Genomic DNA, 11,354 nt, shown 5'->3' with positions numbered 1-11,354 from the left:
GCCGGGTCGAAATCCTGGCGCGGGCTGCGCAGCGCCCGCCAGCCGCCGGCCACGTAGGCCCGCAGCAGCGCTGCGTCGGAGGTGCCGGCCAGCGCCTCCGCCTGCGCCTCGTCCAGCCCGCGGCGGTAGTAGGCGGCGTCGAAATACGGCGCCAGCGTCTCGGCCTGGAGGGCGCGCGTCTCCTCGGCGCCCGGCCGGGCGGATCCGCCGTGCAGGACGTAGTGCACCAGCGGGTTCCAGGTGGCGTAGGAGATGCCGCGGCTGAGGCAGTAGGCCAGGGTGTCGAAGCGGGGCGACGGCTCGCGGCCCTCGCGCCAGCCCGACGCCATGTAGTGGGCCGCCGGATCGACGCCGGCGGCCTCGAGGTCGGGGTTGTTGGCGAGGTAGAAGGGGCCGTCCACGAGGCGGCGGGCCAGGCGCTCGGCCTGCCGGGTGTCGGGCTTGGGCAGCGCGGCGCCGTCCTGGGCGCGCTGGGCGGTGATCCAGTGCAGGAACGGATTGACCCCGGCGGCGGCGAGATACGGGCGGGCGGCGAGGTAGTCGGCGGTGGAGAAGTCGGGCCGGGGATCCCGGCCCTCGCGCCAGCCCGTCACGAGATAGTCGCGGACCGGGTCGACCGCGATGCCGTACCAGCTCGCGTAGAAGCCCGCGTCGAAGTAGGGCTCCAGCGCCGCGGCCAGCCGCGCCTCAGGGACCGCGCCTGCGGCGGCGTCCGCGCCGACCCATCGGGCGTGCAGGGCGGCGGGCTTGCCCAGCGGGTCGCTGAGCTGGCGCCAGCGGAGGCGCAGGACGCGCGCGGAGCCCACGAGGCCGCGCGCGAGGGGCTTGGCGATGCGGCGCCTGAACTGCCCGAGGGTCGGCGGCCGGCCGATCCCGTTGAAACCGAGGCGCATCTCAGGACTCTGGGGAGTGACGTCCGACCTGGGCCGTCACAGGGCGCGGCATCCGTCGGCCGCCTTCGGGGCGGGCACGGTCGGGGCGCTGGTCTCGGATCGGCTCATGGTCGGCAGCTGGCGGGCAGCGTCGGGGGCGCGCGGGGCGCGGAGGCGGGTATCGCGTTGGTTGCAATCGAACTAACGGAACCGGCGTGGCCCGTAAACCATGGGCCACCTGCCTCCTCCCGGCCGCCTCTCGCCCGAGCACCGTTGCGGCACGGGACCCGACGCGCAGATCGCACTTGTCGACGTGCCAAATTCGATATATCTAAATTTACGTTCTATCGAAATCGAGTCGGCCCTATGCGCCACGTCCCACCGCGTCTCGGCTGGCACGCCGCCGATCCGTTCGACGGGTACCGGTCTCGCGGCCATCGCGGCGGCACGGGCTCCGAGCATCGCGGGCATCACGGCCGGGGGCGGGGCGAGCGCCGGATGTTCGGCCGCGGCGGCCGCGGAGACCTCGCGCGCTTCTTCGCGCATGGCGACCTGCGCCTCGTCATCCTCCACCTCATCGCCGAGAAGCCGCGGCACGGCTACGAGATCATCAAGGCGATCGAGGAGCGGGTCGGCGGGGCCTACAGCCCGAGCCCCGGCACGGTCTACCCGACGCTCACCCTCCTGGAGGAGCTCGGTCACGTCACGGTGACCCCCGGGGAGGGCACCAAGCGGCTGCACGCGATCACCCCGGAGGGGCAAGCCGTCCTGGACGGCAACCGCCCGACCCTGGAGGCGATCCTCGCCCGGATGGCCGAGGCGGAGGCCGCCCGGGGCGACGGGCCGCCGCCCTCCCTGGTGCGCGCCCGGGAGGGGCTGAAGCTCGCCCTGCAGATGCGGCTGGCCCGCGGACCGCTCGACGCCGACCAGGCCGCCGCCATCACGGCCGCCCTGGAGGCGGCGACCGCCGCGGTGGAGCGGGCGTGAGCGGCTGGACGTGGGGCTGCCGGGGCCCGGCCCATGCCTGATCCGCAGGTGAGCCGCCTCGCGCTCGGCATCCCCCTGTTCCGGCCGGACCGGGACCAAGTGGATCGGGTGCTGGCCCAGGCCCGCTCCGGGTACGCGGCGGTGATCGCCTTCGACGATGGCGGCGACGCGGGTCGCTTGGCCGCCGCGGACGCGGAGCGCCTCGCCCGGGCCGGCGTGACCCTGCTGTCGGAGGGGCGCAACCGCGGCATCGCCGAGGCGCTCAACCGGATCGCGGAGGCGGCCCGGGCCGCGGGCGCCGAGACCCTGCTGCTGCTCGACCAGGATGCCGCGCCGCCGGCGGGTCTCGCCGCCGCGCTGCTGGCGGCGCTCGGCCGGCTGCGGGACGCCGGGATCCCGGCCGCGGTGGTGGGGCCGCGCCCCGCCCCGGCCGCCGGCCACAAGGCGCCGGCCTACCCGGGCCGCCCCGGCGCGCCCGTCCGCGACGGCCTCGTCCCGGTTCAGTTCCTGGCGACCTCGGGCTCGCTGATCGACCTCGACGCCCTGGCCCGGGTCGGGCCGTTCCGCGCCGATTTCTTCATCGACGGGGTCGAGCTGGAATGGTGCTTTCGCGCCTGGAGCCTGGGCTTCGGCTGCTACCTCGCCCGCGACGTCGCGATCCCGCACCGGGTCGGCTGCGGGGTGATCCGCGGCTTCGGGATCGCGATGCCGCGCCAGCCCCTGTTCCGCATGGCGACCTACCTGCGCAACGCGGTCTACGCCTGGCGCCTGCCGCACGTGCCGCTGCGCTGGAAGCTCGCCCAGGCCGCCTACCTGCCGCTCCAGGCCGGGCTGTACTGGGCGGATTCGGGCTGGCGGCCTGCCGTGCTGATCCGCCTTCTCGCGGCCGCCCGCGACGGCGCCCTCGGGCGCCTCGGACCGCCCCGGGACAGACCATGACCGACCCCCCTGCCCTCGACGTGGTGATCGTCAATTGGAACGGGGGCGCCCTGCTTCGCGCCTGCCTGGCGAGCCTCGCGGCCGTGGACGACGCCGCATCCGTGCAGGTCACCGTGGTGGACAACGCCTCCCGGGACGGATCGACGGAGGAGCTGCCCGCCCTGCCCCGCCCGCTCCTGCTGATCCGCAACCCCGAGAATCTCGGCTTCGGCCGGGCCTGCGACCAGGGCGCGGCCGCGGGGTACGCCCCCGCGATCCTGTTCCTCAACCCGGACACGCAGGTCGAGCCGGATGCGCTGGGGCTGGCCCGCGCCGCCCTGATGGCCGATCCGCGGACCGGGATCGTCGGCGCGCGGCTCGTCGATCCCGACGGGCGGACCGCGCGCTCCTGCGCCCGGGCGCCCTCCGGCCTCGGCCTGCTCGGCCGTGCCCTCGCCCTCGACCGGCTGGGGCTCGTGCGGCCGCACTTCCTGGTCGAGTGGGACCACGCGGAGGACCGCGCCGTCGACCAGGTGATGGGCGCCTTCCTGATGATCCGCCGCGACCTGTTCGCGGCGCTGGGCGGCTTCGATCCGCGCTTCTTCGTCTATTGGGAGGATGCCGACCTCTGCACCCGCGCCCGGACGGCGGGCTTCACGGTGCGGCACGTGGCCGGGGCGGTCGCCCGCCATGTCGGCCAGGGCACGACCCGGCAGGTGCGGGCGCTGCGCCTGTTCTACTTCCTGCGCAGCCAGATCCTGTATGCCGGCAAGCATCACGGCCTCGCCGCCGCCCTGGCGCTCACGGCGGCGAGCTTCGGCGCGCAGGTGCCGCTGCGGCTCGCCCTGGCGCTGGCCCGCCGATCCCCCGGCGAGGCCGCGGAGGTCCTGCGGGCGGCGGCTCTCCTGGCCGCGGCGCTCCCGGGCGTTCTCGGAGCAGCGCGCCCGCGGCCGGCCGGCTGATCCGACCCGCCCCCGCCCCCTCCGGCTGCGGGACAGGCCGCGCCGATCCTGGAATCGCGATGCTGCATGGACCGCGAAACGCCCGCGCCCTGCCCGCCGACAAGGCGGCCGCCCCGCCCCGGCGCAGCGGGGCCGGCCGCGACGCAGCCGTGGCGGCAGCCCGGGGGCGGCCGTGATCCGGCCATCCGCCGGGGGAGCCCGGGTCTGGTGCCTCGCCTTCCTGGGCCTCGGCCTGCCGGTCTGCGTCGCGCTCGCGCTGACCGCCCCCCTCGGCGAGACCGGCCGCATCATCGTCACCGACCCGACCCTCCTGGACGCCCTCGGCACCCTCGGCCTGCGCGCCGGCGAGGGGTTCGGCCTCGAACCCGCGGCCGCCGCCCGGCTCGGCCGGCTCGCCGATGCCGCCGCCTACACGGGGCTCGGCCTGGCCGCCCTGGCCCTGGCCTCCCGGGGCCAGGCCGCGCTGTTCGCGCTGCTCTGCCTGCCGGCGTCGCTCGCAGCCTCGTTCAGCCCGGACGGGCTCATCATCGCACTGGCGGCGCTGGCCGCCGCGCTGCTCACGCCGCGGCCCCTGACGGGCCCGGACGGGCCGGCGCGCCGCGTCGGGGCCGCGCTGGCGATCGCCCTGATCGTGCTGGCGAACCCGCCCTGCGCGCCGGTCGCCGCGATGCTGCTGGTCCCGTTCCCGCCGCCGGGGCGGCTCGGCCGGTTCTGCCGGCGCCGCCTGTCGCTCGCCGTCCTCACCCTCCTGCCCGCCGCTCTCTGGACGCCGCTCGCCACCGCCCGGGTCGTCGGCGCGGTGGACGGGCTCGGCGGGCGCGACCTGGTCCTGCCCTGGCCGGTCTACGGGCTCTGGGCCGTGGCCCTGCTGGTGCCGTTCCTGGCACTCCGGCGCGGCCCCCTGCCCCCGCCGGCGGAGCGGCTGTGGCTCACGGGCGGCGCGCTGCTGGGCCTGGGGCTGGCAGTCCTGTCGCACGCTCTCCGCGCCCGGACCGATCTCGGCGCCGACCGTCTCGACGGGCTGCAGGGCCGCGACCTGCTCCCCCTGGTGCCGATGCTGGTTCTGGCCTTCGCCCGGGGGCGGATCGGCACCGCGGCTTCCCTGCGCTGGCCGGCGCTGCTCCCCGTCCTGGCCGCCGCGATCGACGTGGCGGCGCTGCCGCTGGTGGTCCTGCGGGCGTGAGGCCAGGTCAGGCGGGCCCCAGGAAATCGAGCAGCGCCCGGTTGAACGCCTCCGGTCGCGTCACGCTGTGGGCGTGGCCGCCCTCGGGTGCGAGGTCGAGGCGGGCGTCGGGCAGCGCGGCCGCGAGGCGCTCGGACCGCGTATAGGGCACCAGCACGTCGTCGCGCGCCGCCATCACCAGGGTCTCGTGCGGGATGGCGCCGAGACGGTCCGCGATCGTGAAGCGCTCGAGGGCGCCGATGCGCGCCAGCACGGTCTCGACCCCCGGGAAATGCGCGAGGGCCTGCGCCTCGTCGGCCGCGACCCGCCCGGCCTGGGCCGAGAGCCAGGGGGCCGGGTACAGGAAGATCGCCTGCGCCCGCACGAAGGCCTCCGGGCCGCCGCCTTCCAGGATCGCCTTGCGGGCCGCGAAGCAGCGGCGCGTGACCGGGTCCATCGCGTCCCAGCCATTGATCACGACGATCCGCCCGACCCGCCCGGGGGCGGTGAGCGCCATCTGCAGGGCGATCAGGCCGCCCAGCGCGTGGCCGACCACGTCGGCCCGGTCCACGCCGGCGGCATCCAGGACGGCGAGCGCGTCCCGGGCCATGGCAGGGATGTCGTGGTCCGGCCCGAGTCGGTCGGGCGAGCGTCCGGTCCCGCGGTGGTCGTAGGTCACGACCCGGAATGTTTCCGTCAGGGCCGCCATCTGCGGCGCGAAGTAGCCGGCCGAGCCGCCGAGCCCCGGCGAGAGCAGCACCGGCCGCCCCGCCGCCGGGCCCGCCGCCGCGTGATGGAGCGGGGCCGCCCCGGGCGCGGGCCCGCCGGTCATCGGCCGATATGGGCCACGGAGGCGATCTCCACGAGGGCGTCCGGCTTCACGAGGCCGCACTGGATGCAGTAGCGCGCCGGCTTCTCCCCGGGGAAGTAGTCCGCGTAGACCACGTTGATCGCCGCGTAATCGGCCCAGTCCTTCAGGAAGACGTGGTTGAAGGTGACGTCGTCCATCGTGCCGCCCGCAGCCTCGACCACGCCCTTGATCGTCTCCAGAACGTGCCGGGCCTGGGCGCCGGCATCCCCGACATGGACCACGTTGGCGTCTGCATCGAGCGGCAGCGTGCCCGAGACGTAGAGCACCCCGTCGGCGAGCGTCCCCGGCACGTAGGGGGCGAGCGGCTTGCCGGTCCCCGGCGGAATAACGACCTGCTTCGGCATTTGCTTAGGACTCCGGCGTTGCGGGTGCGGGGATGGCGGTGGGTCTATTCGGCGGCCGCGCGCGTCTCCGCGCCGAGCGCCGCCTCGAACGTGGATACGTCCGAGACCCAGCCGAAGAAGGTCTCGATATTGGAAAGCGCCCCCTGCTGCAGGCTTTCGGGGCCCGCCTGATGCGTGGCGTCGGCCAGCACGATGCCGAAATACTCGCGGTGGTAGCCGTCCCGAAGGGTCGACTCGACGCAGACGTTGGTGGCGATGCCGGTGAAGACCAGCGTGTTCACCCCCCGGGACCGCAGGGTACTGTCGAGGGCGGTGTTGTAGAAGCCGCTGTAGCGCGGCTTGCCCATCACGATGTCGCCGGGCCCCGGCGTCAGACCCTCCACCAGGGCGTAGTCCCAGGAGCCCTTGGCGAGCAGCTGCGCGTTCATCTCAGGATTCCGCCGCATGGTCTTGAGGGCGTTGGACTTGTGCCAGTTCGGCGAGCCCGGGCCGCCAGCCTCGACGTAGTCCGGGTCCCAGCCGTTCTGGAACCACAGGATCCGGATCCCGGCGGCGCGGGCCGCCGCCACCGCCCGCGCGATCCGGGCGATGACCGGGCCGGTGCCCGACACGTCGAAGCCCGCCAGGTCGAGATAGCCGCCCGCGCTCGCGTAGGCGTTCTGCATGTCGATGACGATCAGCGCCGTCGCGGCCGGGTCGAAGGCGATCGGCTCGGGCCGGGCCGGCAGGACCACGCCGCCGTGGCGGCCCCGGGCATCGCGAAAACCCGCGGGGGCATCCATCAGGCGATCTCTCTCATCACGCGACCTCGGCGAGCGGCGCCGGCACCACGTGCCGGCGGGTCTGCATCAGCGGCTGGATCCGCGTCCCGAAGGCGTCGAGACCTTTGAGGAAGTCGTCGAACACCAGCAGCACGCCCTCCACCCCGTCGATCGTCATGATCGCGTCGAGCATCGCGGCCACCTGGGCGTAGCTGCCCACCAGGGTGCCCATGTTGAGGTTCACCGCCGAGGTCGGATCGGCGAGCTGGCGCACGTTGGTGTCGCTGCCGGATCGGGTGTCGGCCGCGCCCTGGACCCCGAGCCACGCGATCGCCTCGGAATCGGCCCCCGCCTTGAAGTGCTCCCAGGTGGCCATGGCGGCATCGTCGGTCTCGTCGGCGATGATCATGAACAGCGCGTAGGAGGTCACCCGCCGCCCGGTCTGGGCGCTGGCCTCAGCCAGCCGTTCCACCACGGGCGCGAAGGCGGTGGGCGTGTTCAGGCCCTTGCCCAGGCAGAAATTGTAGTCGGCGTAGCGCGCCGTGAAGGCCAGGCCGGCGCCGCTCTGGCCGGCGCAGATGATCTTCATCGGTGCCTGCGGCCGGGGACTCAGCCGGCAATCGTTCATTTTGAAGAACGTGCCCTTGAGGTTGCTTGCGCCCGTCTCCCACAGCTCGCGCAGAACCTGAGCATATTCCGATAAGTACTCGTAACGCCGCGAGAAATAATCCTCGCCGGGCCACAGGCCCATCTGGTCGTATTCCGGCTTCTGCCAGCCGGTGATCAGGTTCAGGCCGAAGCGCCCATCGGAGATCGAGTCGATGGTCGAGGCCATGCGGGCGACGATCGCGGGCGGCAGGCACAGGGTCGCCGCGGTGGCGAACAGCTTGATCCGGGTGGTGACCGCGGCGAGCCCGGCCATCAGGGTGAAGGATTCGAGGTTGTGGTCCCAGAACTCGGTCTTGCCGCCGAAGCCGCGCAGCTTGATCATCGACAGGGCGAAGTCGAACCCGTAGCCCTCGGCCTTCAGGGTGACCGCCTTGTTCAGCGCGAAGCTCGGGCGGTATTGCGGGGCGTTCTCGGACAGCAGCCAGCCGTTGTTGCCGATCGGGATGAACACCCCGACACGCATTGCGGGGAGCGTCGGGGCAGGGGCATCTTCGGGGCGGAGGTCCCCGTCTGGCTGGATCTGGGTCATCGCCATGCGCTCCCCTCGGCCGGTCCAGCCCCGGCGGCCGGGGCGATCCCGGCAGGCTTGCAAAACCCGGCCGGAGGGTCAAACCCGCGCGCCCGGTCCGGCCCGGATCTGCTTATTTTTACAGCGTCTTGCCCACCCGGCACGCGGCTCCTGCCCAGCCCGTGCGCGCTTTCACGCGGCGCTTGCCGGCGGCCTCCGGACGTCTAGATTCGAAGCCGGCTCAGTCGGAGTGACCGTCGATGCGCGCGTGGCTCGCCCTCCTGTTCGTCCTCGGCCTCGCGGGACCGGCGGCGGCCGATGACGGCGCCGGCGCGGCGGCCAGGGCGGTGATCGCCAAGCAGGTCGAGGCGTTCGGTCGCGACGACGCGCCGACCGCCTACGCCCAGGCGGCCCCGGCGATCCGGGAGCTGTTTCCGAACGCCGACCTGTTCATCGGCATGGTGCGCAACCAGTACCGCCCGGTCTATCGCCACCGCAGCTTCGTGTTCGGCCCAGCGCGGGACACGGACGACGGGACGGTGACGCAGTCCGTGGCGATCCAGGACGAGTACGGCGTCGACTGGACCGCCGAGTACAGCCTCGCCCGGGACGCGGACGGCCAGTGGCACATCACGGGCTGCCGCCTGGTCAAGGCGCCGGGCACGAGCGCCTGAGGCGCTTCCCGGGCAGGGGCGCCGTCAGGCCGGCCGGCGTTCCGCGGCGCCGAGGGCCTCGGCCTTCCGGATCCGGCCGTCGAGCGCGACATGGATCGCGTGGTCCACGCCGTCCTTGGAGCCCACGAGTTCGAAATGCTTGGGCTTCCGCTCGGGCCGACCGGACACCGCGTAGCCCGCCGCCTCCGCGGCCCGGATCGCGAGGGCGGGATAGGCCGGCGGGTGGCCGGGACCCGCCGTCTCCGGCCAGTCGATGGTGCGGGTCGAGCCGTCCGCCAGGGTGAGGCTGGCGACCTTGATGGCGGAGGGCTTTCGCGAGCCCCGCAGCGAGACCCGGTCGCCCACCGCGAGCGTGATGCCCGCGGCGCCCTTCGGGCCGAGATCCGCCAGGATCCGTCCCCCTGCCCCGTCGAGGGCGAAGCGGTGTCCGAAGACCGCCCAGACGGTTCCGGTGGCGTCGTGCATATCGGTCATGTCGATGATCCTGTCTTGAGGGCCGCAGGTCGCGGGTCCCGCGCCTCCGGTGGCCGAGCGGCCTATCGGGCGTCGCCGGGCCGCAGGGTGGCGAGCTTGTCGAGCATCTGCAGGGTGATGTCGGCACAGGCCTTCATCGACTCGTCGTCGGCGCATTTCACGTCGATCCGGGCATCGCCGCGCTCGAACACGAAATGCGCACCCTTCGGAGGCGGCGGAGGCGGCGGTGTGGGAGGCGGACCGTCGGGGCCCGGGCCCCGCTGCGGGCCTCCGGGCGGTGGGGGCGGTGCGTCCCGGCCGGGACCCCGCCGGGGGGCGCCCGGAGGCGGCGGCGGGGCGCCGGCCTCGGGGCCGGGCCCCGGGCCGCCGGGGGGCGGTGCGGCGGGCGATGCGAGGGGCTGTGACTGCGCGATGGCGGCGGTGCCCAACAGCAAAGCCGCGGCAGCCGCCAGGGCAAGGGTTCGAATCATGTCGGCTCTCTTCCGGAGGGCACCCCGTGCGAACGGGGCTGGGCCGCCCCCGCGGCGCCGGGCCGGGGCCGGCCGGCGGCCCGTCCCGAGGCGCCGCCGGGGTGGTCCCGTTCTAGGAGCGGCGCCGGAACCGGTCCTGAACCGGCCCGTTCAGGCCCGGTTAAACCTCCGGGTCCTGCTCCGGCCGGCGATGGACCGCCGCATCCCGGACTTTCGACAGGTCCGCCCGCATCGTGTAGAGGGGGCGCCTTCCTCCCGGAGGCCCCTGTGCTCCACGTCTCGACCCGCGGCGAGGCCGCGCCGCTCTCGTTCTCGGATGCGCTCCTCGCAGGCCTCGCCCGCGACGGCGGGCTCTACGTGCCCCAGACCTGGCCGCAGATCGGCCGGTCGGAGATCGCCGGGCTGGCCGGCAAGCCCTACGCGGAGGCCGCCAAGCGCGTGCTGCGCCCCCTGATCGACGGCGAGATCGCCGGCCCGGACCTCGACCGGATGATCGACGAGGCCTACGCCACCTTCCGCCACCCGGCGGTCTGCCCGCTGACCCAGCTGGACGACAACCTGTTCCTGCTGGAGCTCTTCCACGGGCCGACGCTCGCCTTCAAGGACGTGGCGATGCAGCTGCTCGGGCGGCTGATGGACCACGTGCTGGCCCAGCGCGGCGCCCGCGCCACCATCGTGGGCGCGACCTCGGGCGATACCGGCTCGGCCGCCGTCGAGGCCTTCGGCGGCCTCGACCGGGTCGACGTATTCATCCTCTATCCGCACGGGCGGGTCTCCGAGGTCCAGCGGCGGCAGATGACCTCGGTGGCGGCCGAGAACGTCCACGCGCTCGCCGTCGACGGCACGTTCGACGATTGCCAGAACCTGGTCAAGGCCCTGTTCCAGCACGCGGATTTTGCCGATGCGGTGCGCCTGTCCGGGGTCAACTCGATCAACTGGGCCCGGGTCGCCGCGCAGGCGGTCTACTACTTCACCAGCGCGGTCGCCCTGGGCGCGCCGCACCGGCCGGTCTCCTTCGCGGTGCCCACGGGCAATTTCGGCGATGTGCTCGCCGGCTGGGTCGCCAAGCGGATGGGGCTGCCGATCGGGCGGCTGATGATCGGCACCAACGCCAACGACATCCTGGTGCGCACCCTGGAGCACGGGGCCTACGAGCTGCGCGGCGTCGTGCCGACCACCTCGCCCTCCATGGACATCCAGATCTCCTCCAACTTCGAGCGCCTGCTGTTCGAGACCCTCGGGCGCGACGCCTCCGCTCTGTCGCGGCTGATGGCCGGGCTGAAGCAGTCCGGCGGCTTCTCCCTGAGCCCGGATGTGCTCGCCGCGATCCGCTCGGAATTCGACGCCACGGCGGTGACGGAGAGCGACGTCATGGAGGAGATCGCGCTCACCCAGGCCGCCACCGGTGTGGTGCTCGATCCCCACAGCGCCATCGGGGTGCGCGCCGGACGGCGGCTCCTGGAGACGGATCCGGCCACCCCGGTGGTGGCGCTCGGGACCGCCCACCCGGCGAAGTTCCCGGACGCGGTCGCCAAGGCCACGGGCGGCCTGCGCCCGCCCCTGCCCCCGCATCTCGCCGACCTCATGGACCGGCCCGAGCGCATGACCCCGGTGGCCAACGACCAGGCCGCGGTGGAGCGGCTGATCCGCGAGCGCGCCCGTATCACGAAGGGTGCCTGAGC

Annotated in this window: 12 protein-coding genes and 1 pseudogene; 6 read left to right on the top strand and 7 right to left on the bottom strand. The window is 74.1% G+C overall.

Going from position 1 to position 11,354, the window contains the following annotated elements; all coding sequences use genetic code 11:
- Window positions 1–893, bottom strand: a pseudogene (locus tag Q8W67_RS20510) (glycosyl transferase); the annotation flags it as partial.
- A gap of 345 nt (window positions 894–1,238) precedes the next feature.
- Here Q8W67_RS20510 and Q8W67_RS20505 point away from each other — a divergent pair.
- The 4 genes from Q8W67_RS20505 (at window position 1,239) to Q8W67_RS20490 (ending at window position 4,922) form a co-directional block, all read left to right on the top strand.
- Window positions 1,239–1,859: a PadR family transcriptional regulator gene (locus Q8W67_RS20505; protein WP_305549369.1), complete on the top strand. Its 621-nt coding sequence runs from the start codon at window positions 1,239–1,241 to the stop codon at window positions 1,857–1,859.
- A 33-nt stretch (window positions 1,860–1,892) separates the two neighbouring features.
- A complete protein-coding gene (locus Q8W67_RS20500) occupies window positions 1,893–2,798 on the top strand; it encodes a glycosyltransferase family 2 protein (RefSeq protein ID WP_305549367.1) in 906 nt (301 codons plus the stop codon).
- A complete protein-coding gene (locus tag Q8W67_RS20495; RefSeq protein WP_305549364.1) occupies window positions 2,795–3,739 on the top strand; it encodes a glycosyltransferase family 2 protein in 945 nt (314 codons plus the stop codon). Before Q8W67_RS20500 ends, Q8W67_RS20495 begins: the two co-directional genes overlap by 4 nt.
- A 172-nt stretch (window positions 3,740–3,911) precedes the next feature.
- Entirely contained in the window at window positions 3,912–4,922 is a 1,011-nt protein-coding gene (locus tag Q8W67_RS20490; protein ID WP_305549361.1) for a DUF2142 domain-containing protein, read from the top strand.
- Window positions 4,923–4,929: 7 nt separating this feature from the next.
- Here the strand turns inward: Q8W67_RS20490 and rutD are convergent, their stop codons facing one another.
- Genes rutD through rutA form a run of 4 tightly spaced genes read right to left on the bottom strand, consistent with a single transcriptional unit; the run spans window position 4,930 to window position 8,009 of the window.
- Window positions 4,930–5,733 (bottom strand): pyrimidine utilization protein D, encoded by an 804-nt coding sequence (gene rutD, locus Q8W67_RS20485; protein WP_305549358.1) that lies wholly within the window; start codon window positions 5,731–5,733, stop codon window positions 4,930–4,932.
- Complete coding sequence (gene rutC, locus Q8W67_RS20480; RefSeq protein WP_305549355.1) at window positions 5,730–6,116, bottom strand: pyrimidine utilization protein C; 387 nt, start codon at window positions 6,114–6,116, stop codon at window positions 5,730–5,732. The genes rutD and rutC overlap by 4 nt, the downstream gene beginning before the upstream one ends.
- 44 nt (window positions 6,117–6,160) lie before the next feature.
- Window positions 6,161–6,898, bottom strand: a complete 738-nt coding sequence (gene rutB, locus Q8W67_RS20475; RefSeq protein WP_305549352.1) for a pyrimidine utilization protein B — start codon at window positions 6,896–6,898, stop codon at window positions 6,161–6,163.
- 16 nt (window positions 6,899–6,914) lie between these two features.
- Entirely contained in the window at window positions 6,915–8,009 is a 1,095-nt protein-coding gene (gene rutA / locus Q8W67_RS20470) for a pyrimidine utilization protein A (RefSeq protein ID WP_305549376.1), read from the bottom strand.
- 305 nt (window positions 8,010–8,314) lie between these two features.
- Between rutA and Q8W67_RS20465 the strand changes: the two genes are divergently transcribed.
- Entirely contained in the window at window positions 8,315–8,728 is a 414-nt protein-coding gene (locus Q8W67_RS20465) for a DUF4864 domain-containing protein (RefSeq protein WP_305549348.1), read from the top strand.
- Between the two features lie 24 nt (window positions 8,729–8,752).
- On the opposite strand, the gene Q8W67_RS20460 is transcribed toward Q8W67_RS20465, so the two are convergent.
- Both Q8W67_RS20460 and Q8W67_RS20455 read right to left on the bottom strand, forming a co-directional pair.
- Complete coding sequence (locus Q8W67_RS20460) at window positions 8,753–9,202, bottom strand: hypothetical protein (RefSeq protein ID WP_305549345.1); 450 nt, start codon at window positions 9,200–9,202, stop codon at window positions 8,753–8,755.
- A 62-nt stretch (window positions 9,203–9,264) separates the two neighbouring features.
- A complete protein-coding gene (locus Q8W67_RS20455; protein ID WP_305549342.1) occupies window positions 9,265–9,672 on the bottom strand; it encodes a hypothetical protein in 408 nt (135 codons plus the stop codon).
- A 267-nt stretch (window positions 9,673–9,939) separates the two neighbouring features.
- Between Q8W67_RS20455 and thrC the strand changes: the two genes are divergently transcribed.
- Window positions 9,940–11,352 carry a threonine synthase gene (gene thrC / locus Q8W67_RS20450; protein ID WP_305549339.1) on the top strand — a complete coding sequence of 471 codons (1,413 nt, stop codon included), beginning with the start codon at window positions 9,940–9,942 and terminating at the stop codon, window positions 11,350–11,352.
- Window positions 11,353–11,354 lie beyond the last annotated feature (2 nt).

The organism is Methylobacterium sp. NEAU K (assembly GCF_030700285.1).
Lineage (GTDB): Bacteria > Pseudomonadota > Alphaproteobacteria > Rhizobiales > Beijerinckiaceae > Methylobacterium.
Note: the sequence above shows the minus strand (reverse complement) of the source record. Positions and strands in the feature narration are given on the sequence as shown.